The sequence below is a fragment of the Seonamhaeicola sp. ML3 genome (assembly GCF_023273855.1).
Classification (GTDB): Bacteria; Bacteroidota; Bacteroidia; order Flavobacteriales; family Flavobacteriaceae; genus Seonamhaeicola.
Window position 1 is genome coordinate 1,531,407 of record NZ_CP096884.1, and the last position, 22,639, is coordinate 1,554,045.

Here is a 22,639-nt window from a genome sequence, read left to right on the forward strand (position 1 = left end):
TTAGAACTTACGGCTTAATTTAAATTCTTATTTTTGATTTTGATTAACTACCCATTATGAGTGAGACAAGACACAATTGGACTAAGGAAGAGATTCTAGATATTTACAACAAACCTTTAATGGAATTACTTTATGAAGCGGCTACGGTTCATAGAAAAAACCATGACCCTAACGTTGTGCAAGTAAGTACCTTATTGTCCATTAAAACAGGTGGTTGTAGTGAAGATTGTGGGTATTGTCCGCAAGCCGCTCGTTATCATACAGATATTGAAGGTAATGATTTAATGAGTGTGCAGCAAGTTAAAGCACAAGCCTTGAGAGCTAAAGCAGGAGGAAGCTCTCGTGTTTGTATGGGAGCAGCTTGGCGTAATGTAAAAGATGGTGAGGAGTTTGATGATGTATTAGAAATGGTTCGCACTATCAATAAACTCGATATGGAGGTATGCTGTACTTTGGGTATGATAACCGAAAACCAAGCAAAACGTCTAGCCGAAGCAGGTTTATATGCTTACAATCATAATTTAGATTCATCTGAAGAATATTATAAAGAAGTCATTTCTACCAGAGGATACCAAGATAGATTGGATACTATAGATAACGTTAGAAAAACTAACGTAACGGTTTGTAGTGGAGGTATTATTGGTATGGGAGAGAACCTAGACGATAGAGCAGGGATGTTAGTGGCTCTATCAACATTAAATCCGCAGCCCGAGTCAACACCAATCAACGCTTTGGTTGCTGTCGAAGGTACGCCATTAGAAGACCAAAAGCCAGTTTCAATCTGGGATATGGTACGCATGGTGGCAACGACTAGAATAGTGATGCCAGAAACACAAGTGCGTTTAAGTGCTGGTCGAACTCAAATGACTAGAGAAGGCCAGGCGATGTGTTTCTTTGCTGGTGCAAATTCTATTTTTGCTGGAGATAAACTGCTTACTACTCCTAACCCCGATGTAAATGAGGATATGGAAATGTTTGCATTACTTGGTTTAGAACCTCAAAAACCGTTCACTAAAAAAGTACAGCCAAAAACGGTAGAAGCTCAAGATTCTCAATTTGAGAGTTTAGGCGAAAAGCCAAAATGGACTCGTCCTGAACATAAGATTGAGCGTAACGAAGCCGCTAAAGAAAAGGCAAAGGCTCTAAAGTAATAGGGTTGGTTCAGGTTACCTATGCTTTTGTCATTACTGCGAAGGCAGGAATCCAACTTAAAGTTTAAAGTGAAGGGGATGAACAGGGCAATTCGTTTAAGATGTCGTAGCCTTTTCAAGATGTATTTTAATTCTATTAACCTTTTCTTAACTTTGGACTTCTAATTTTACCAATTTGAAACTGAATCTACAGGATATCCCAAGGGTAAAAACCATTACCAAAGCGGATTTCATTAAACATTATTTCAAACCACAAAAACCTGTGGTTATTGAGCGTTTTATTGAAGATTGGCCTGCTTATAAAAAGTGGAATTTAGATTATATTAAGCAGGTTGCAGGCGATATTACGGTACCATTATACGACGACCGACCTGTAGACTACAAAGAAGGTTTTAATGAGCCGCATGCCAAAATGAAAATGAGTGATTATGTGGATTTATTAAAACGTGAACCCACAAAATACCGAATTTTCCTTTGGAATATTTTAAAAGAGATTCCGCAATTACAAAAAGATTTTAAATTCCCCGATTTCGGACTTCGGCTCATGAAAGTGATTCCCATGTTGTTTTTTGGCGGTGAAGATTCCCATACTTTCATGCATTATGATATCGATTTAGCTAATATTTTCCATTTTCATTTTGAAGGTAAAAAGCAATGCATTCTTTTCAATCAAGAACAAACACCTTACTTATATAAAATCCCCCACTCCTTAATTACCAGAGAGGATATAGATTTTAAAAACCCTGATTTTGAAAAGTGGCCAGCACTACAAAAAGCCAAAGGCTATGTTACGGAGTTGAACCATGGAGAAATTTTATATATGCCAGAAGGTTATTGGCACTATATGCGCTACATCACACCAGGGTTTTCAATGAGTTTAAGAGCCGTTGCTAGAAATCCAAAAAATTTGGGCAAAGCGGTTTTCAATATCTTTTTAATGCGCCATTACGATAATATGATGCGACGATTAAAAGGTCAGGATTGGATCGATTGGAAAAACAACCAAGCCATAAGTAGAACGCATGCAAAAAATGATATTAGGGTATAATTTCGTTGGCTTTTTCGTATACTAAATGTGATTCCCAGCCTCTATACAGCAGATAGTCGATTAATTTCTTTCGTTTTTTATATTTGTTGGTCTCTTTAAGAGATGCTGCCTTTTTTTCGGCTAAATCATTGAAAACCTCGATGTAATCCGTTTCTTCTATTTCTCTAAGTGCTTGACTTATATTAACTTTGCTTATGTCTTTTTTCTTAAGTTCAAAAGTTAATCGACTGCGTCCCCAACGCTTCATATTAAACTTACCTCGAACAAATGTTTTGGCAAAACGTTCTTCGTTAAGAAAGTTATGCTCTAGCAGATGTACTATTATCACATCTATGGCTTCAGGAATCATGTGCATATCCTGTAATTTTCGCCTAACTTCTTGATGACACCGTTCTTGATACACGCAATAGCGCTCTAATGCTCTAGTAGCCTCTTGTACGGTATATGTTTTTTTTGCTTGCTGCATGCCTGTAAAAATAATGCAATAAAATATAAAACAAAGATTTAAAAATATAGCCCAACTCTGTAAATATAAAACTACTTAACTATGAAAAAAATTACTTCAATAATATTACTGCTCCTGACATTTGGTTTGGGGTATGGGCAGATAAAAATTGCCGAATTAACTTTTGAATCTGCAGGAGGATATTCTACAAGCATAACCGAGTTTACAGATTCAGCCGAGGATTATTTCTTAAGAACAGATGGTTCTAACACTACAAGTGAGGTACTATCAAATATTCAAGGTTCCTTTTATTTCGCAGCTAATGATATTGATGGGGAAGGAGCGTCCTTACCCGTAACACTTCTTTTGAATAATATTAATATCAGCGGTTATTCTGGTTTAGAGTTTAGAGTTTATTTGGCTGAGGATGATGATGGTGCTAACGAAGACTGGGATGAGCCCAACTACGTACATTTTAATTATGATATAGATAATACGGGAAGTTTCAATAATTTACTTTGGTTAGAAAATGATGGTAGTACATTTAATTCTGCTCCATTTGTCGATACAGATTACGATGGAGATGGAGATGGTACAGAAATCACAGATACTTTTGTTCAGTTTACTCAGAATATTGCAGGCACGGGTTCGCTTCTAGATATCCAGATTATTTTTAATCTTGATGATGGTGATGAAGATATCGCTATCGATAACATTGAAATTTGGGGAACACTAAATGCCTGTGGGACGGCCGTTACTTGGAATGGGACTGCTTGGAGTAATATCACAGGACCAGATATAAACACTCCTGCTATTCTAAACGATGATTATAACACTCTAGGGAGTATTGGGAGTTTTTCTGCATGTAGTTTAACACTTAACGATGCTACTTTGACTATAGAGGACAACACTTATGTTGAAGTCCAAAATGATATTACTATTGATGTTGATAGTGCTATAGACGTTCAACCTGAAGGTTCAATTGTTCAAAATAATGATTTAAGTACCATAACTAATAATGGTACTATGACAGTCGATAAGTTAACAGCTCCAATGGATGCTTGGTATGAATATACGTATTGGAGTTCACCCGTTTCAGGAGAAACAATTGAAGGAGCTATTGATAGATCACCAGCAAATAGGAGATTTATTTTTAATGCTCAAAACTATTTAGATGCTACGGCTGAAACTAATAATGATGGTTCCACCGACCCTGGACAAGATGATATTGATGATGATTACAATGATTGGCAACTTGTGGTAGGTTCATCCACTATGAGTGCAGGTGTTGGTTATGCTACTACTATTACCTCACTTGCCTATTCACTTGCTCCTGGTGTTTCAGACAAAAGTTTTAGATTTACTTTTACTGGAGATTTTCATAATGGTGTTTACAAAGTGCCTATTTACAGGAATGATTCCGAAACTAATGATAATAATTGGAATTTAATAGGGAATCCATATCCTTCGGCAATTGATGCTGATTTATTTTTAGCAGCCAATAGTAATGTTTCAACTACTGTGAATGGAACCGATTACACAGGTTCTGGCTTCACAGATGGAGCTATATTTTTATGGTCACAGGATACTGATTATTCTGCTACCGCAAATGGAGGAGAAGCCCTAAATTTTTCTAATGGTGATTATGCTATAATTAATGGTATAGGGGAAACAGCAGGAGGTGATGGTTTAGAGCCAAATCGTTTTATTCCTTCAGGTCAAGCATTTTTTGTTTCAATGTCAAATTCAGCATCTGCATCCTTGGTTTCAGGAGATGTCTACACCACAAATGTAATCTTTAGTAATAGTATGAGGGTTTATGGAACCAACGATAACAGTCAGTTTTTTAAAACTTCCAGTAAGACTAAAAAGAATAACTCTTCAAACAAATTAAAGATTGATTTAACCTCAGATAATGGTGTTTTCAATCAAGTATTAATTGGGTATGTAAATGGTGCTACAGGGGGATTTGATGGTATGTATTTTGATACTGCTAAGATTTCCGCTGGTAATAATATTACAGCCATTCTATATACAGTAATTAATGGTGTTGATAAAAAATTTGCCATTCAAGGGAAATCCCCAAATAATCTCAATGAGAGTGAAACCATAGCATTAGGCTTCAAAAATAATATAGAAGTTCCCACACTTTTCAAATTATCTTTAGCGCAATTCAAAGGTGATTTTATCACTAATAACGGGGTTTATTTAAAAGATAATTTACTAAACAAAGTACATAACTTATCAGAATCTGATTACACATTTACTTCAGAGGTTGGTGAGTTTAATGATCGTTTTGTTATTGCTTTTAATAACAGCGTACTATCTTCAGAAAAAGCTTTGCTGGATGATGGTGGTCTTAGGGTAGTAGACTTAGGAAATGATAATGTTAAGTTCGACGTTTCAAATAGTTTAAGTATAAACGCTATAGAAATCTATGACACTTTAGGCAGAAACTTATATACTGTTTCAGCAGATTCCAGTTCTAAGATTATAAAACTTTCAAAACTAAAAAGTTCTATTTTTATTGCTAGAGTGACGCTGTCTAACGGTGCAGTAATTACCAAAAAAGCAACTAAAAACTAGCAATTCAACACCACTAAACTAAAATAGACAAATAGAAAGTCCCTGCATATTCGCAGGGCTTTTTTTATAGTACATATTTTAAGGATAGAATTAGGTTTCTGCCCGGGGCAGTAATACCCGATGAGTAGGTTCTATACCTTTGGTTGGTGATATTTTCAAGTGAAATCATGAGTGAGGTAAAAGGCGTGAGCTGATACTGACCTCTAAGGTTTAGGGTATACCAAGATGGGCTGTAAGGGTTCCCGTTTGCATCTTTAGCGTAAATATAATCTTTCTGAATTTCAGATGGCGCAAGCTGGTTAAAGCTCAGTTCATCATTATAATTTAAGAAGGCATCAATTTTAAGCGATTTGTTGCTCCAAACAAGGTGCGTGTTTCCAAAATTAGGTGCGACGTGCCTAATGGGTACTTCAATGGCCCCAGCATCTTCTGTGCCTCCAATAATACTGTATTGCGATGTTAAATTAAGATAATTGCTAATGGTCATTTTTAACCCTACTTCAAAACCATAAATCCAAGCCTTAGAAGCATTTTGAATGGCTTGTACAGTACTTAGTTCTCCATCGTAAATAATTTCATTTGCTCCATTTAGGGAGTAATTTCGTCTTACAAGAGCATTGTCTAGATAGGTATAGTATGAGCTCATGTCCAGAACAAGTTTATTATTAAAGTCTAGCTTTAATCCGAGTTCTCCTCCATAAGCATATTCAGGTCTTAAAAACTCATTGGGGATAACAACAGCGCCTGGTTCTGAATCGAATACTTTACCTATATCGTCAATATTTGGAGCTCTAAAGGCAGACGATGCATTAAGTTTCCATTGAATGGTAGGATTAGGACTCCAGCTAATTCCCGCAGTTCCGGTTAGTGCGCTTGCGTCATTTTTTGAACTGTTGAAAGGTAGGTTTAAAAAAACGTTATTGCCAGTGAAATCTGCCCTTGAGGCAACATGATTTAATCGAAGTCCAGATTGAAAAACGAACTTAGGGTTAGGCTTATATTTAATACTTCCATAAACTGCGGCAGATTGCCAACTAGATCCATTTGGGTATCGAGACACAGCTGTTGCAGTCTCATTAGTAGAGATGTTTTCTTCTAGACCCAGAGACTTTACTTTGTTATACACATATTCGGCACCGTAAAAAAATTGGATTTTATGACTTAATCTTTTTTCCAGGTCTAGATTAAAGGAATAAGCATTAACAGATTCTTCTCTTATATTACGGATTTGCGATTGATAATTTCTATCCTTTCTACTTTCCTTAAAATTTTGAAAGGATACCGTGGTTTTAATTTTATCATAAAGGTTAGAGCGGCTGCTTAGTTTGGTTACTTGGAAATTAGACATAAACCATTGTTGGGGACCATAATTCCATTCTGCAGAACGTAAATTATTGTCATTATTGTACCTAACAAGTCGGTCGTATCTTGGGATATCTGATGTTGAGGAAAAATAGAGGCCTAAATCAAAGCTTAGGTTTTTTACGGGTTCATAAACAAACTTTTGCATTAAATTAAGTTGGTTGTAACCTGTGAACTTTTGATCTCGCCAATCGTTATTTGCAATTACTTGATCACCAGTAGCATTAGTAATCACAAATTCCGGTCTCAAATAATCATTTGGTCCATGCTTACCCATTTTTAAGTCTCCAAATTCTGAATAGGTAATTTGTGTTTTAAAGCCCCATTTTTTTAAACCAAAACCAATATCGAAGTGTCCTGTTTTTTCATTGTTTGCACTGGCATATCGTGTTATTATATTGGCTTGGGTAATTAATGAATCGTTATAGGATAATTGTGGTTTTTGGGTGTAAAAACTCATTACACCTCCAATGGCATCACTACCATAAATTACCGAGCCAGCTCCAAGAGTGACTTCGGTATTTTGAATTGAAAAAGGGTCGATGGCAATTACATTATGTAGATTGCCACCTCTAAATATGGCATTGTTAATTCTAACGCCATCAACTGTAATTAAAAGTCTATTTGTAGAGAATCCCCTTATCATGGGACTTCCCCCGCCAAGTTGGCTTTTCTGAATAAAAACGTTTCCTGTTCTTTCTAATAAATCTGCACTTGTTTGAGGGTTCGTAAACAGTACATCTTTTGCATTGATGTTTACGATTTTTTGTGGGATATCTTTTTTATGCTGTTCAAATTTTGAAGCCGAAATTACAATCTGGTTTAGCCCTTGAGTATTCGATTCTAGGTATATTATTTTAAGAGTCCCTAATTCTTGTTTGGTTAGCTTTTTTTGGATGTGCGATAAGTGTTTAAAGTAAATAAACTCGGTATCTGTAAATTCGCTAATATCTGCCTCGCCTCTAAAATTAGTTACAATACTTTTAGACTTATCGATATTGTAAATGGCCACATTAACAATAGGCTCTTTGGTAATATTGTTTAGAACTTTAATGTTTTGAGCCTGAATATTTAAAAAAGCCAAAAAGAAGAAAATGGAACAAAAAAACTTCATGTTTTAATTAAAAACCTGATTAAATATTTTTAGCGACTTTGGGTGTTTAAAATTACCCAAATGTAGTTCAAAATATAGCAAAATCATATTTAAAAACGACTGTCTTTGTTGTGAATTGATCTTTACATTAGAAAGTTTATCAAATGTTGTGCCTAAGAGTGTTTTTAAGAGTGTTAAATTATCGCCCGAAATGCAATATTTATTAGTTTTTTCAAATTCAAATATTCCCTCATTGAGGTTAAAGAAATCACATTCTATGTTACTTGTGTCTGGGTAGAATCCTAGATATTTGGTAAGGTTTAATAAAAACAGTAAATGAAAGTTTGCATAGTCTGAATGTGAATCCAGCCATAACAGGGTTGTTTCGATATAGCTAAATAACGTCTCGTTTTGTTCTTCCTCCTGTAAAGCACTAGATAGAATTTCTGCCAAAAACATCACAATAGAACTTTTCAGGACATTGGAATGTAAATTAGAATAAATGTAATTTGGTTTAGTTTCTTTAATGGTTTGAAGCGAACGATTGTTTTTGTATTGAATAACAAGTTGTAAATTGGATAATAATTGATAATACGCTGCTTTAGCATTCCCTTTTTTACTTCTTAAAACCCCTTTAATTATAAAGCTCAATATGCCGTATTGTTCTGTATAGCATTTTACGATAAGATCGTAATCTTTATATTTTATTTTAGATAAAACAATGGCTTTAGTAGCGGTTAGCATTACCTTACGACCATTAATTTAATGACTCTAGTTTCTAAGGTGTCTAAGTCGGAAAGCATTATTAAATACACACCCGAAGCTACTACATTATTAGCGAGGTTTTTACCATTCCAGAAAGCGGTGCCACCATCTATCTCGAGATTGAAACCTCTGTAGCGCTGATTCACTCTAGATTGAGCTTCGGCAACTAAGTTACCTTCTATATCCGTTATTTTAATATTTACATTTTCTGAAATATCCTTGATTTTTACTCTATCATCAACAATATTAAAACCAGGCCTTACAGGGTTTGGATAGGCATAGGCGTTGGTGAGATCCTCAAAAGGATTTGACCCTCCAGATTTAAAAGAAACAAGGCCCTTGCTCGTTGCTATATAGACTATGCCATTTGCATCGTCTAGCGATATGTCATTTATGGCATCAGAAGGTAATGGAGAGTTGTTTTTTGTGAAATGGAAAATGGTATTTTGTCCATTTGGAGAAAAGTAGAATAGACCAGAGTCTGCTGTTCCTACCCATTTATTGTTGGATCCATCTACCTTTATATCGGTTATAAATTGTTGAAATAGAAGTTCCTTGGCAATACCATCTTCTTCGATTATAATGTTCTCAACCCTTGTGTTTTCATCTTCGAAAAAATTCGAAGTATTAAACAAAACGCGAAGACCTTCAAGGGTTCCTATCCACAAGTTATTTCTATTATCAAGAGCCAACGCTTTCACATATTCTGTAGGCATATTTTGCTCTTCGGTCGCTAAATTTTTTATTTGGGTATTTCCTGTATTTGAAAAACCAATAAGACCAAATTCATAAGACCCCAGCCATTTTGTGCCATCTTCAGAAATAACAATATCCCCAAAACCATTATTGTCAAAAGGATCTGTGATTATTTCATCTAAGGAAAAGGACTGCCACTGGTTGTTTCTTGGGTTGTAGGACTTAAGGTGGTTGTCAACTAACCCTGTAGTAACCCATAAAACACCACTATTATCAAATGCAGACGCACCAACTCTTATATCTACATAGTTGGGGTCATTAGGCAATATTAAAGATTCTAAGCCACTATTTTGTTCATTAAAAAGGTTGGTAGGAATATCTTCATTTACTTCAAGTAGGCCACTAAAGAATGAACTAATAAAGGCTTGGTTGTTATTGTTAGGATTTATAGCAATATTGTTAAGGCATTTAGCCTCAATGACATCACTATAAGGTGTGTTTAACCATTCCCCATTTTTAAGCCGACTAAAACCTCTATCGTTTAATGGGTATGGATTATAAAAAATATCGTATTCTCCATAGGTAACCCAAACACCCTCGCTGTCTGTTTGTAATGAAAATGGGATGTTCATTAGAGGACCATCTGGATGAATACTCTCAAAAGAAATGGGGTTATTTATACTTGTTTTTAAGAGTCCAAAGTCTGTAGTTCCTATGTATATATTTTCATTAACCACTAATGTTGAAACATATTGGGTTAAATAATCTGAGACAACAGGTATTTCGTTAATGAGATTTAAGTTGGAATCATAAACATAACCTGTATTTCTGGTTGTTACAGTTATATACTCCTCTGATGCTTTTAAGCTTAAAGGAACGTCTGGATACGAAAAAAGTTGGTTTAAGGTTTCATTGGTAATATCGTAAACGTTTCGGTTTGTATTTATAGTAAATAACTGATTGCTATTAGCTTCTAAAAAAAGAAAGCTACCAGGGAAGAGTACTTGCCAATTTTGAAAATTAATCAAATTAGGGTTGTCTACTTGGGCCTTTCTAAGACCATTTCCATTGGGACAAGCAGCGTAAATAGTATTATTAAAAACCACGGTTTGATTTACTGGTATTTGGCTTCCGTTATCGCCAATGATGTAGGTATCGCCAAATTCCATTTTTTCCAAATCGAAAACAGAAATCCCAAAGTTGGTAGATATATAAATAACGTTTTCATAAGAAAAAAAGTGATTTATTCTTTTACTGGTTGGAGGTATGGTAGTTTTTTCAATAATATCTACAACAGATAAAACATCATCACCATTATCGAAAAAGATTTCTATTAAACCGTTTTCGTATCCTATAATGAGTAATTCATAAGTCTCACTATAGTATAATGTAGATATACTTTCTCCAGACAGGCCATTTATGGTATTGAATTCTTCAATGGTATTCGTTAGAGTATCATAGCTAAAAACAGCATTATCTGCGGCAGCATAAATTTTATCTCCACCAGTTGTGATTTCGGTTATCTCGAAATAAGAAAAATGACCAGTCCATTTAGAGGAAAAGTCCTGACTAGAAACTACCAAGGTTAAGAAAAGGAATAAAAGCGTAGAGCGTACTTTTTTCATATATTTTCCAAAATTAAGATATATTTATGACTAACGTATTTTTCTCTTCAAAAATATACCTAAACAAAAAAAGCTTCCTTTTAGGGAAGCTTTTCTAATACATAATTTGAAAGTTTACACGATACCCTGTGCTAACATAGCATCTGCTACTTTAACAAAACCAGCGATATTAGCGCCTTTCACATAGTCTATGTAACCATCTTCTTCCTTGCCATATTCAATACAAGAGTCGTGGATATTAGCCATAATCTCTTTGAGTTTAAGGTCTACCTCCTCTCTAGTCCAGTTAAATCTTAGCGAATTTTGAGTCATTTCTAGACCAGATGTAGCTACACCACCTGCATTAGAAGCTTTACCTGGTGCAAATAAAATTTTTGCCTTGTGAAATGCATTAATAGCTCCATTAGTAGATGGCATATTGGCGCCTTCGCTTACACAAGTACACCCATTCTTTAACAGGGTACTAGCATCTTTTTCAGTGAGTTCGTTTTGGGTAGCACAAGGCAAAGCAATATCGCACTTTACGGCCCATGGTGTTTTTCCTTCGTGATATTCCGCTTTTGGAAATTTTTCAACATATGCTTTTATCCTACCTCGTTTTACATTCTTCAATTCCATTACAAAGGCCAACTTTTCTGCATCGATACCATCTTTGTCGTATATAAATCCAGAAGAATCTGAAAGTGTTAGAACTTTACCTCCCAATTGAATGACTTTTTCGGCCGCATACTGTGCCACATTTCCAGAGCCAGAGATGACCACATTTTTATCTTTTATGGAGTCATTTTTGGTTTTTAGCATGTTTTCTGCAAAATAAACAGTCCCATAACCTGTAGCTTCGGGTCTAATTTTAGATCCACCCCAAGACAAGCCCTTGCCTGTTAAAACTCCGGTAAAACCGTTGCTTATTTTCTTGTACATACCAAAAAGAAACCCTATTTCTCTTGCGCCCACACCAATATCACCAGCAGGAACATCTGTGTTGTGCCCAATGTGCCTAAATAGTTCACTCATAAAAGCATGGCAGAAGCGCATGATTTCGTTATCACTTTTTCCTTTGGGGTTGAAATCACTTCCTCCTTTTCCACCGCCCATAGGCAGTGTTGTAAGACTGTTTTTAAATACCTGTTCGAAAGCTAAAAACTTAAGAATACTAAGGTTAACAGATGGATGAAAACGTAAACCACCTTTGTAAGGGCCTATAGCCGAGTTCATTTGAATTCTATAACCTCTGTTGACTCTAATTTCACCAGAGTCGTCAACCCAACACACTCTAAAAGTTACAACGCGTTCGGGTTCTACCATTCTTAGTAATATATTCTTTCCGTAGTAAATATCATGCTTAACTATATAAGGTATTACAGTTTCTGCAACTTCTTCTACTGCTTGTATAAACTCAGGTTCATTGGGATTTCTACTTTTAACGTGATCTAAAAATTCATCAATAATACTTTTCATACGTATAATTTTTTATTTTGAAAAAAACATAGCATTTTAAAACAAATATACATTATATGTAAAAAATATGTTGTTTTTTTTAGAATTTCGCAATATTTATTTTTTTAAATATTCGTTAAAGTTACAGATATTTGATTGTTACATGGGTTTTTATATATTTGTTCTAAATAGATGCCTCCAAAAATGACACCTTATTATGCTTAACTTGAAACACTTAGCTTCAACATTATGCTTGCTTATACTTTGTTTTAAGGCAAGTGCACAATTAGGCTTTTCTCATGAATTAGGAGTTATTACCGGTCCCTTGCAAATGCGATCAGATTTTGGACTAAGAGATGAAACCGAAACAAATTTTGGTAACTCGGGCTTTGGTGTCGGTATTGTGCACTATATAAATTTCTCTATAAGAGCCGATTGTAATTGTTACTCTACAGATACTTATTTTAATGATCATTTTAAAATAAGAAATGAAATATCATGGAATAGAACAAATCTAGAGCATTTTGGAACATTAGTGGACCCAAGCAGAACTTCTGTGAATGCAAATCAGTTACGTGGACATACAGGGGTATCTAATAATCTCGATATAGGTACACAATTAGAGTTTTTTCCTTTAAGTATTCGTTCATTTCAAGCATTTGCTTACAGAGTTGCACCCTATGTGAGCTTAGGTGTTCATTACACTTCTTATACGCCAAAGGCTACTACCACCTATGCTAATCCGGATCCAATGGCGATTGGAGATATTACAGATGCTAGTAATTTTTATTCGGGTTGGGCTCCAGGTTCGGTAAACGTTAATCCAGGAAGCACATGGTCTGTGGTAACAAGTGTAGGTATGCGTTATAAGGTCACAGAATACTCCGATTTATTACTGGATTTAAGATGGCAGTACTACTTTAGTGACTGGGTAGATGGTCTGAATCACCAACTAGAATCCAATAAATTCAACGATTGGTTAGTTTGGTTAAACGTTGGTTATATCGTTTACCTTTAAAGTAATTAGTTACAATACTTTAAGCTGTGACATAACGATTCCCAAATGCATGCCTTCGTGAAATAGTATAAATTGAAGAGCCTCATCAATATTGGTTAAAGTATTTCCCGTAGTTGAAACCGTATATTCTTTAAAATTTTTGAATGATTCTTTACTGTAAAGCTCCGAGGTATTTTTAACCGTAGTTTCAAGCAGGTCTTTAATTAGGTTTACTTCCTGTTGGTCTACAGGACCTTCGGGCTGTGATCCCTTTTTATATTTTTCTATAAGGTCATCACTTACCATAGGTTTTAAACCAGACAGTCTGTGTGCCAATAGTTGCTCAGTAACAAGAATATGTCCTATGTTCCAAATAATATTATTCTTAGAACCATTGGGGATTTTATTTAAGTTTTCAAGAGAGGTGTTTTCTAATATTTTTTTGAAAGATTTTCGTGTATTCTGTAATACTTCTAAAGGGAAAGCCATGATATTTATTTTTGGGATAAATATAGTTGAAATGATAGAATTGAGCTTATTTTTGTTTTAAATAGTTTACCCAATGAAAAAAGTATATTATCTGAAAACATGTAATACATGTACAAGAATTTTAAAGGAACTGAATCTTTCATCAGAGTTTATTTTACAGGATATAAAGGCTGAACCTATAACAACTGGACAGTTGGACGAGATGTATGCGCTTTCGGGAAGTTACGAAGCTTTGTTTAGTAAGCGTTCTAAACTATACAAAGAGATGGGCTTAAAAGACCAAACCCTCTCAGAAAAGGATTTTAGGTATTATATTCTTGAACACTATACGTTTTTAAGCCGACCAGTTTTTATTATTGATGAAAAGATTTTTATTGGGAATTCAAAAAAAAATATTGAAGCTGTAAAACATGCTTTAAGCTAAGTTGTTCTTCTTCCTTGATTGACCATAATTTTAACAGTTTCATACTGGTGCGCAAACAGCACAATTTAATATCAACTTAGGTATGAAAAAATGGTTTTTAATCGATAAATAATTAGTCTTCAGATAATTATTTTTATTTTTTTCAAGTTTTTTAAAATGCTTTGTACACTTGAGTTAAAGATAGCTTCAAAGATTATTTTTTAGAGCATGTGCCCATACCGTTTATTCGATTGGTACAGTTATTGAATTTTATTAGGAGATTTATTGTAACATTAAGCATGTGAACGAATTGCATATGTTAAAATTTGTTATATTTAAAATCCAATGCTATTGTTAAACTCTTAAATTAATCCTAACACATGAAAAAGGTTTTTATATCCCTATCCATATCCCTATTATTTGTAATAAATTCTGTTTGGTCTCAAGATAAAGAACCGCCTTTACAATATCCTTTTGAAGAAACGGGTGTTGAGATGCCAAGAGGCGTCTACGGGACAGACGATCGTAAAGAAGTAAAAGATGCCAACGGCATAGCAGATTTTGTAAGAGCAACGGCCGTTATGATCAATAAAAAAGATATTGTTGGCAATAGGGTTTATGGTTACACGCTACGCGAATTGCTTAAATTTCGTTTTAAAAGCTCGAATTTCGATGATAATATTAAGTTTTTAGATCAGCCTACAAGTGCCATGTGTACGGGCTTTTTAATTGCACCAGATATCTTGGCAACAGCAGGGCATTGTATCAAGGAGTTAAAGGATGCTAAAGATTTTGTTTGGGTATTCGATTATACTAACGAGTTGAAATACAATAAAGCATTCAAGTACATTGAAATCGACCCTAAAAATGTTTATGAGGTAACAGAAGTTATTCGTGCTAAATTGGATGATAGAACAGTCGATGATTATTCATTTTTAAGGTTAAATAGAAAATCTGAAAGAGCACCTTACAGATTCAGGACTAGTGGTAAGGTTGGGCTTTATTCTAAAGTAAACACCATAGGAAGCCCTACGGGACTACCTTTAAAATATGCGGATAATGCTAAAGTCGTAGACGACAGTAAACCCACTTGGTTCAAGAATAGTATAGATACCTTTCCAGGTAACTCAGGTGGGCCTGTTTTCAATACCAATGGTTTTATAGAAGGCATACATGTGCGAGGTGCTGTTACACAAGGACAAAATGGTACATTTACAGGAGATTATAAATACGATGAGGTTTGCGATTGTATAAAAACAGTAGAGTTCTACAGCGCTTATTTTACAGCGGGAGCACAGGCACATCGTATTACATCGGTTCCTTATGATATACTGCACAGAGCGATTTATGAAAATATTGAATATGCCATAAAAAACAATTTAAAAGGTCGTCTTAGGTCATGGCTTATTTATTCATGGATGGTAGACCATGCCTATACAAAAAAACGAGGACGTTTAGAATTGATAGCAGCCAAGTACAATAATCTAGAGGCATTAAAGCAGATTATTTCCAAATCAAAAAAAGATAATATAGATGTTTACGGAGAAAGCTTGATAAATCAGGCCATAAACAACAGCAATATAGCTATGTTATCTTATTTATTGGGTCTAGACATCCCTTATAATGCGAATAGTAGCAAAGCATCATCGTTAATGGTCAAGGCGTTTAAGAATGGAAATTACGATATGGTGTATACCATGTTGGATAATGGTTGGAATGTAAATGCTACAGATTACAGTGGCAATAACCTCTTACACATTGCGGCATCTAAAGGCGATATGTCGCTTTTGCGCAAAATAGTATCTAAAGGTGTAAGCGCTGGTGCTAAAAATAAAGATGGTAAAAGACCAGAACACATTGCCAAAAAGTATAAAAATAAAGCGGCCCAAAAATATTTAAAGAAAATACGAAAACAACAAAAGTAAAGGGACTCCCTAAGGCCTAAGTTTAGTTTTTGAATTAATATAATTTATTCAGGTTTTGAAACAAAAACAACTTGTAATTTTTGCTGTCATTCTGGTATTATTCATTACCAATTCCGGTTTTGCTCAAACAGGCAATGCGTATTCATGGAATAATGACGAATTGGTTGAATCTGGAAATTGTTTAAGCAATCAAACTGATTTTAGAGGATTAAAATTAACACAACGTACTAATGAAGACCCTAGTGATGTTAAGGTTTACATTGAAGTTAACTTTAAGAACAAAATATTTGATAGCATAGATGCTTTCAATAGTTTCGATTTAGAATTTTGGTTACTTTCAATAAGAGCCTTTAAAACGGGAGTTGATTTAAAAATTACCGTTGTATACACCAATAGTTCAGGAGAACAGGAGCAGTTTTATGCCTTTTGCCTCAAGCATGTTGAACAGCGTGTTAGGGGTGAAGAGACTTCAGAAAAATCGGAGTATGTAAAGTTGCCGGTTTATTTTGCAACAGATAGAAATAAGGTGGATACTAAAAACTTAAATGAAGCTTTTGGTGTAAAACGGTCTCATTTAAAATATGGTATTTGCGAGATTAGTATTCCGTTAAATCATGATTTAGGCAAAGTAGAAAGTCCTTCTATCTGGAAATTGGAATTCTCTGAAGACCCATCAAAACATATCATGATTCAAGATATAGATATGTTAGAAAAAGATAAGTTCTTCAGGTCCCTATCTAAAGACATAAAAGCCTCGAAAAACAAAAGTACCTTTTTGTTTGTTCATGGCTATAACACATCGTTTAGTGAGGCTGCCAAACGTACGGCTCAAATATCACACGACTTATTATTTGAGGGCAAACCCGTTTTCTACAGTTGGCCATCGCAAGCTTCTATGTTTAAATATCCTAGAGATGAGGCCAATATAGAATGGGCACGCTACAACATTACAAATTTCTTAGAAGATTATATTTCAAAATCTGGTGCTGAAGATATTTATTTAGTTGCCCATAGCATGGGTAATCGAGGTCTAACAAAAGCAATTATTGAGCTCATGAACGAAAAGCCTCATTTACGAAAGAACATAAAAGAGATAATCTTGGCCGCTCCAGATATAGATGCCGATGTTTTTAAAAACGACATTGCTCCTAAAATGGCAACGAAAGTTCAGAAACCAATTACGTTATATGTGTCGTCTGATGATTTGGCTTTAAAAGCTTCTAAAGTACTTCATGGTAATCCAAGAGCAGGAGATTCGGGCGAGCGCTTGGTTATTGTCAAGGGTGTAGAAACTATCGATGCTTCTGGTATCGATACCAGTTTTTTGAGCCATTCTTACTTCGCAGACACCAATACTATTATTTCAGATATATTCGATATTATAAAATCAGGAAAGCGTGCGCTAAATAGAGAACGTCTTAAATTAATGAAACTTTCTGGTGAAATCTATTGGCGCGTTAAAAATTAAAAACTAACATATGAAATCTATTTTTTCAATTCTCATAGTTCTTCTATTAATGCCTGTATTGGGTAGTTCTCAAGATAAGTATAAGGTGGTTTACGATTATACTACAGAGAATATTTCGTACTACAAGTTAGATAAAAGTTATAAGGTTGTAGATACTCTGGAAAACCCAAAGATAAAGCGCAGTAGTTTAGTTGAAATTCAATTAAAAAACGTAAACCCATTTGCTGTAGATGTGGAAACCGATGTAAAAGAGGAGGAAATCCATCAATCGGGTAGCGGTTTTAACTTTAGTTCTTTGCTTGGGGGTATAAACACATTTTCAAGTGATAACCTAAACTTAAATGTAGCTAATCTTCCAGCTGGTGATATGTTTAAGGCAGGTTCCAGAGGAGACGGTATCTCTAACGGTTTTTCAGATTTAAATGAAAAAACGGCCAATGTTGCGGCTTTAAAAACAACAATTATGTCTAACCTACTTAATCCGAATTTAAGTAAAGAGGATATAGTAAACAATGTAATGGAGACTGCTGGATTACAACAGGATGCCAGATTACCCGATCCAAATGAAAACTTTTATGTATTTCTTACCCAACTAGAAAAAATTGTTCAAGAGGATAAAGCAGATCTTCAAACGAATATTAATTCAATGTCTAAAGAAGTTGATCAAGAACTTAAGGAAGGCAACGAAGCCTTATCTCGAGGTGAGCTGATTGAACGGAATTATCTGGTAAGTGATTTACAAAATTTAATGACTGTTTTAAATCAATCGACTATTCAAACCGTAGAGGATTTGAAAAAAGTAAAGTCGCTTTACACCATGTTAGAGGCTTCCGATTTTAGTAGAACATACGATTATCAAATTGAAGCCGACAAGGTGAATATAGAGGTTAAATTCGTTCAAAGTGTATTTGCTCAGAATGCAAGTAGTGCCAACACAGGAAGTACACTTAAAACACGAAATATTAAGCTATACTCTAAAGGAGGTTTTAAAATCAATACCGGTGTAGCACTAACGCTCAATAATTTTGGGTCTAAATCTAAAGATTACTATGTTGATGAAAATGGCGTTATTGGAGCAGACGATAACGACTTCTTCACACCAAATTTAAGTACAATGATCAATTTCTACCCTTATACCGGAGAACATTTTAACATAGGAGGTTCTTTTGGTCTGTCTATCCCAATTTCAGGAGATAGTAATGTAAAAGGCGTTAATTTTCTTTTAGGTCCTTCGCTACATTTTGGAAGTAAGAGTAGATTATCTGTGTCTGGAGGGTTGGCATACGGACCAGTAACTAAGTTAACAAACGGATTAGAAGTTGGAGACACCACAACCTTTGGAAGTGTAGATAACTTTACCAAAGATGTTTACGATTTCGGATACTTTTTCGGAATCTCGTTTAGCCTGTTCGATTTAAATTAATAAGATTATGAAAAAGTTAGTTTTACTATTGTGCTTATGTTTTAGCTTTCAGTTTATTTATGCTGAAAAATATGCCTTAATAGTTGCTGTTGGCAACTATCCTAAAAAAACAGGTTGGAGTAGTATCAGTTCGGTTAACGATGTGCCTTTAATAAAGTCTACCCTTTTAAATCAAAATTTTTCTGAAGACAACATAACGGTATTAATCGACGAGCAGGCCACCTATAAAGGTATTATTGGGGCTCTGGATGATTTGTTGCGTAAAGTAGGGCCAGAGGATATTGTTGTGATTCATTACTCAGGTCATGGTCAACAGATTTTCGATAATAATGATGAGGAAATTGATGGTAAAGATGAGGCTCTTGTACCTTATGATGCTTGGGTAAAATACAATAACAATTATAAAGGCGAACGTCACTTACGCGATGACGAATTGGGCAATTATATTACGAAATTCAGAAATATATTAAGTGCTAAAGGGCAGTTGTTATTGCTTCTAGATAGTTGCCACTCTGGGTCTAGTACAAGAGGCGGAAAAGCTAGAGGAAGTGCCGCTGTTTTTGCCCCGGCAGATTGGGAGCCCAAAAAAGATGGCGATGTATCGGGAAGTGATATGACCGAAAACTCTAAAGAAAAACTCAGTGATAATGCTGCACCTTTTGTATTAATTTCGGGAGCCTCGGCTAATGAGTTGAACTATGAGTATAAAGGAACCGGTTCTTTGAGTTATGCGTTTTCTAAAGCCATGAGTAGTTTAGGAAGTAACTTTTCATACAATCAGTTGTTTGCGAAAATTGAAAGTCAAATGAACGTGATTTCACCTAAGCAGAACCCAACCATTGAGGGCGATTTAAATGTTCAGCTATTCAATAACCAGTATGTTAAGCAACAGCCCTTTTTTAAAGTAAAATCAGTTCCGAGAGAAGATGTTATAAAGATTCAGGCAGGTAAAATACATGGGGTATTCAAAAATACAACAGTTCATGTTTTGCCATCTGGAACAACAAAAGTTGAAGAGGAAAATATCATCACTAAAGGGGTTATAACACTATCAAAGTTTAATGAATCCATTATTAAGTTAGATACACCCCTAGAAGATTTCAATGAAAAAAACTATTGGGTGTTTATAGATAAGCTTTCTTATGGCGATATAGCCGTAGATGTTTATTTTGATAGGACTGTTAAGGATAAAAAGATAGTGAATGGAGTAACCAATTTTTTATCTGATAAAAGTTTAGGGCAAGTAGTTAAGAAAATAGATTCAGCAGATGTGGTTTTGAGTCATGTTGAAGACCAAATAACATTAAAGTCTATTAACGGATTGGGAGACATAGATGCAGATGCAGATACCAGAGGCGCAACTACTATAGAAGATATTAACCAAAAACTTTTTGCTTTTGCACAAGGGCAATATTTAAAAAACTTAGAATTCAAAAATTACAATTACGAATTCGAATTCAAATTGATTCCTATTGAATTTGATATACTTACCGATGAGGTTGGTGAATTAAAAGATGCTTCGACATTGACTAACGACAATGGAACTTTTCAAGTCAAAGAAGACATAGATCATGTGGTTTTGCAGGTTACGAACAAGAGTGAAAAACCGCTTTATTTTAGTATTATTGAGATTAATTCAAAAGGAGAGATATTCCCGTTTATGCCCAATGATAATTGTACTTTAAATAATGATGAAAGGAAGTTAGCACCGGGTAAAAGCATGATTTTTAAAGATTGTATTTTCTCTTTTGGTCCACCTTACGAAAAACTCATTTTAAAGGGATTTGCAACATCCTCTCCAATTAATTTTCAATCAACCGTTGAAACCAGGGGTGAAGAGAGTACCAGAAGTGCATCTAATCCTTTAGAACAATTTTTAGCAAATAGTTATTCCCAATCTAGAGGTCCAAAGGCGAAAAAGGTAAGTGGAAGAATAGATGGTTTTAGTACCGAGTTTGTGTATGAGATAATTAGGAAATAGGGTTGTTATAAAAAATATAATGATGAGAAGAACTTGGTGTTTGTTTTTAATATTATTTATAAGTTCGAATCTCTTCGGGCAAAAGATTAACCCTATTGATAGAAGAGGTTACAAACCTCAAGATGTTTATGCTTTAACTATTGGGATAAATAAATATTCTGGAACCCTTAACCCATTGAATTTATGTGTAGCAGATTCTCAGCAGCTTATTAAAAAGTTGGTTTCTGATAACAGAGAAACAGATGAACGCTTAGAATCAAAATCTGGAGCTAGAATTAATCAATACAATATAAAGGACGTTAAATATCATATGCTTAATGATGAGAAAGCTACGATAGATAATATAAGAGCAGCTTTTAAAAAAGTGATTTCTGAGGCGTCTTCAGATGATTATTTTGTATTTATGTTTAGTGGGTATTCCCTAGAATCTCAAGATAATCAAACCTATATTGTACCTTATTTAGAGGATATTGAATTCACTTATGAATACGAAAATGGTTCCTTCAAATATACAGAGTTTGATAAATCAAAAGTTATGTCATTGGTTGAGTTGGCCAAACTAATGGAGCAAATTCCATGTAAAAACCAATTAATAATCTCTGAGGCTGGTAACGGCAATTCCTTTGGGCAAAATCTAATTACCGAATTATTTGAGTCTAATCCTTTAATAGCTGAAGGTTCAGAACGTAATAGAATTATTTTGACGACTAAAGAAATGGGAATTGAAGGGGGAAGATGTAATGGTGAGCGCATGCAAAATGGTTTTATGATGAGTTATATCTTGGAAAATGGTAATATATTGGATGCCTTTTTCGATTTTAATGCATACGAATTCTGGCTTACTAGATCGGAAATGCTATGTCCTTATAGATCGAGAAAGTACATAGCTTCTTATCAGGAAAGGCTTTATAGACAGTTACTTTTAAATAACTACAAAAGACAAAATAGCAGGGGCTCCAAAGGTAATAAAGTACAAGTCGAGACCAAGGTAGACGATAAGATTTCAGAAACCTATGCTTTTATCTTGGCAACAGATAGCTACAATGAAGTCCAAAACAGTTGGGAAAATTTAAAAAATCCAATTAATGATGCCAATGTTATTGAGACCATTTTAAGGGAAAGGTACCACGTAAAAACAACCAAAGTTTACAATAAGAACAAAAATGAGGTTTTAAAAGCCTTTTTGCAGTTTAAGCAACAATTAGGTGAGAATGATCAACTTTTGTTTTTTGTTGCAGGCCATGGATACTACAGTGAAGCATTTTCAGATGGCTATCTGGTAATGAAAGATAGCAATAGTTTAGAAGACGATATTACTCTAGATAGTTATTTGTCTATGGCAAAATTGAATCGAATTTTAGATGGGGTGAAATGCAAACAAGTGTTTTCAATATTTGATGTTTGCTATGGTGCAAGTTTTGAGTTAAACAATGCCGATTTACCAATAGAAAACTACTCAAAGACCAAGTTCGACAATGGTTTAGATGCTTTTATTCAAGAAAAAAACAAAAATTATTCCCGTATTGTATTAGCATCGGGGCAATATGAGGTTTTTGATTATTGGAAAGATTCTGAAGATCATTCGCCATTTGCAAGTAAACTTATTAAAGCTCTAAAGAGTGAAAAGCAATTTTTGTCTCCCGGAAGAGTGTTTTCCTATTTATTAGGGAATGCTACAACGCCCATATTGAAACAATTTGGAAAGCATGAGGCTCGTGGAGATTTTCTACTAAAGGTAAAATAGT

16 protein-coding genes are annotated in these 22,639 nt (G+C 34.7%); 10 read left to right on the forward strand and 6 right to left on the reverse strand.

What is annotated here, in order from left to right; translation table 11 throughout:
* Positions 1–56: 56 nt before the first annotated feature.
* Together bioB and M0214_RS06970 are read left to right on the forward strand one after the other, a co-directional pair.
* The gene (gene bioB / locus M0214_RS06965; protein ID WP_248724744.1) at positions 57–1,151 is read left to right on the forward strand and encodes a biotin synthase BioB; all 1,095 of its coding nucleotides are present in this window, start codon (positions 57–59) and stop codon (positions 1,149–1,151) included.
* A 175-nt stretch (positions 1,152–1,326) separates the two neighbouring features.
* Positions 1,327–2,199, forward strand: coding sequence for a cupin-like domain-containing protein (locus tag M0214_RS06970; RefSeq protein ID WP_248724745.1), 873 nt, complete (start codon positions 1,327–1,329; stop codon positions 2,197–2,199).
* Here M0214_RS06970 and M0214_RS06975 read toward each other — a convergent pair.
* Positions 2,189–2,665 carry a regulatory protein RecX gene (locus tag M0214_RS06975; protein WP_248724746.1) on the reverse strand — a complete coding sequence of 159 codons (477 nt, stop codon included), beginning with the start codon at positions 2,663–2,665 and terminating at the stop codon, positions 2,189–2,191. The genes M0214_RS06970 and M0214_RS06975 overlap by 11 nt on opposite strands.
* An 81-nt stretch (positions 2,666–2,746) precedes the next feature.
* On the opposite strand from M0214_RS06975, the gene M0214_RS06980 reads away from it, so the two are divergent.
* Positions 2,747–5,230: a hypothetical protein gene (locus M0214_RS06980; RefSeq protein WP_248724747.1), complete on the forward strand. Its 2,484-nt coding sequence runs from the start codon at positions 2,747–2,749 to the stop codon at positions 5,228–5,230.
* A 64-nt stretch (positions 5,231–5,294) separates the two neighbouring features.
* On the opposite strand, the gene M0214_RS06985 is transcribed toward M0214_RS06980, so the two are convergent.
* The 4 genes from M0214_RS06985 to gdhA all read right to left on the reverse strand — a co-directional run bounded on the left by M0214_RS06985 (position 5,295) and on the right by gdhA (position 12,229).
* Positions 5,295–7,706, reverse strand: coding sequence for a TonB-dependent siderophore receptor (locus M0214_RS06985; RefSeq protein ID WP_248724748.1), 2,412 nt, complete (start codon positions 7,704–7,706; stop codon positions 5,295–5,297).
* A gap of 3 nt (positions 7,707–7,709) precedes the next feature.
* On the reverse strand, positions 7,710–8,429 hold the full coding sequence (recO, locus tag M0214_RS06990) for a DNA repair protein RecO (RefSeq protein WP_248724749.1): 720 nt from the start codon (positions 8,427–8,429) through the stop codon (positions 7,710–7,712).
* The gene (locus M0214_RS06995) at positions 8,429–10,771 is read right to left on the reverse strand and encodes a two-component regulator propeller domain-containing protein (protein WP_248724750.1); all 2,343 of its coding nucleotides are present in this window, start codon (positions 10,769–10,771) and stop codon (positions 8,429–8,431) included. Before M0214_RS06995 ends, recO begins: the two co-directional genes overlap by 1 nt.
* Positions 10,772–10,885: 114 nt before the next feature.
* A complete protein-coding gene (gene gdhA / locus M0214_RS07000) occupies positions 10,886–12,229 on the reverse strand; it encodes an NADP-specific glutamate dehydrogenase (RefSeq protein WP_248724751.1) in 1,344 nt (447 codons plus the stop codon).
* 196 nt (positions 12,230–12,425) lie between these two features.
* Here gdhA and M0214_RS07005 point away from each other — a divergent pair, with 196 nt between their 5' ends.
* Positions 12,426–13,226, forward strand: a complete 801-nt coding sequence (locus M0214_RS07005) for a glutamate dehydrogenase (RefSeq protein WP_248724752.1) — start codon at positions 12,426–12,428, stop codon at positions 13,224–13,226.
* Positions 13,227–13,235: 9 nt separating this feature from the next.
* On the opposite strand, the gene M0214_RS07010 is transcribed toward M0214_RS07005, so the two are convergent.
* Positions 13,236–13,694 (reverse strand): DinB family protein, encoded by a 459-nt coding sequence (locus tag M0214_RS07010; protein WP_248724753.1) that lies wholly within the window; start codon positions 13,692–13,694, stop codon positions 13,236–13,238.
* Between the two features lie 73 nt (positions 13,695–13,767).
* Here M0214_RS07010 and M0214_RS07015 point away from each other — a divergent pair, with 73 nt between their 5' ends.
* The 6 genes from M0214_RS07015 to M0214_RS07040 all read left to right on the forward strand — a co-directional run bounded on the left by M0214_RS07015 (position 13,768) and on the right by M0214_RS07040 (position 22,638).
* Complete coding sequence (locus M0214_RS07015) at positions 13,768–14,118, forward strand: arsenate reductase family protein (protein ID WP_248724754.1); 351 nt, start codon at positions 13,768–13,770, stop codon at positions 14,116–14,118.
* A 359-nt stretch (positions 14,119–14,477) separates the two neighbouring features.
* Positions 14,478–16,022, forward strand: coding sequence for an ankyrin repeat domain-containing protein (locus tag M0214_RS07020; protein WP_248724755.1), 1,545 nt, complete (start codon positions 14,478–14,480; stop codon positions 16,020–16,022).
* 55 nt (positions 16,023–16,077) lie between these two features.
* Positions 16,078–17,490, forward strand: a complete 1,413-nt coding sequence (locus tag M0214_RS07025) for an alpha/beta hydrolase (RefSeq protein ID WP_248724756.1) — start codon at positions 16,078–16,080, stop codon at positions 17,488–17,490.
* 10 nt (positions 17,491–17,500) lie between these two features.
* Positions 17,501–18,913 (forward strand): hypothetical protein, encoded by a 1,413-nt coding sequence (locus M0214_RS07030; RefSeq protein WP_248724757.1) that lies wholly within the window; start codon positions 17,501–17,503, stop codon positions 18,911–18,913.
* A 7-nt stretch (positions 18,914–18,920) separates the two neighbouring features.
* Positions 18,921–20,894: a caspase family protein gene (locus M0214_RS07035; RefSeq protein ID WP_248724758.1), complete on the forward strand. Its 1,974-nt coding sequence runs from the start codon at positions 18,921–18,923 to the stop codon at positions 20,892–20,894.
* A 19-nt stretch (positions 20,895–20,913) separates the two neighbouring features.
* Positions 20,914–22,638, forward strand: a complete 1,725-nt coding sequence (locus M0214_RS07040) for a caspase family protein (protein WP_248724759.1) — start codon at positions 20,914–20,916, stop codon at positions 22,636–22,638.
* The last annotated feature ends 1 nt before the right edge of the window (position 22,639 follow it).

What these genes read in the sequence shown, in the direction of transcription:
- gdhA (WP_248724751.1), bottom strand. Translation starts at nt 12,229, where the DNA reads ATGAAAAGTATTATTGATGAATTTTTAGATCACGTTAAAAGTAGAAAT.
- M0214_RS06975 (WP_248724746.1), bottom strand. Translation starts at nt 2,665, where the DNA reads ATGCAGCAAGCAAAAAAAACATATACCGTACAAGAGGCTACTAGAGCA.
- M0214_RS07040 (WP_248724759.1), top strand. Translation starts at nt 20,914, where the DNA reads ATGATGAGAAGAACTTGGTGTTTGTTTTTAATATTATTTATAAGTTCG.
- M0214_RS06995 (WP_248724750.1), bottom strand. Translation starts at nt 10,771, where the DNA reads ATGAAAAAAGTACGCTCTACGCTTTTATTCCTTTTCTTAACCTTGGTA.
- M0214_RS07005 (WP_248724752.1), top strand. Translation starts at nt 12,426, where the DNA reads ATGCTTAACTTGAAACACTTAGCTTCAACATTATGCTTGCTTATACTT.
- bioB (WP_248724744.1), top strand. Translation starts at nt 57, where the DNA reads ATGAGTGAGACAAGACACAATTGGACTAAGGAAGAGATTCTAGATATT.
- M0214_RS06985 (WP_248724748.1), bottom strand. Translation starts at nt 7,706, where the DNA reads ATGAAGTTTTTTTGTTCCATTTTCTTCTTTTTGGCTTTTTTAAATATT.
- M0214_RS07015 (WP_248724754.1), top strand. Translation starts at nt 13,768, where the DNA reads ATGAAAAAAGTATATTATCTGAAAACATGTAATACATGTACAAGAATT.
- M0214_RS07030 (WP_248724757.1), top strand. Translation starts at nt 17,501, where the DNA reads ATGAAATCTATTTTTTCAATTCTCATAGTTCTTCTATTAATGCCTGTA.
- M0214_RS07010 (WP_248724753.1), bottom strand. Translation starts at nt 13,694, where the DNA reads ATGGCTTTCCCTTTAGAAGTATTACAGAATACACGAAAATCTTTCAAA.
- M0214_RS06980 (WP_248724747.1), top strand. Translation starts at nt 2,747, where the DNA reads ATGAAAAAAATTACTTCAATAATATTACTGCTCCTGACATTTGGTTTG.
- M0214_RS07020 (WP_248724755.1), top strand. Translation starts at nt 14,478, where the DNA reads ATGAAAAAGGTTTTTATATCCCTATCCATATCCCTATTATTTGTAATA.
- M0214_RS07035 (WP_248724758.1), top strand. Translation starts at nt 18,921, where the DNA reads ATGAAAAAGTTAGTTTTACTATTGTGCTTATGTTTTAGCTTTCAGTTT.
- recO (WP_248724749.1), bottom strand. Translation starts at nt 8,429, where the DNA reads ATGCTAACCGCTACTAAAGCCATTGTTTTATCTAAAATAAAATATAAA.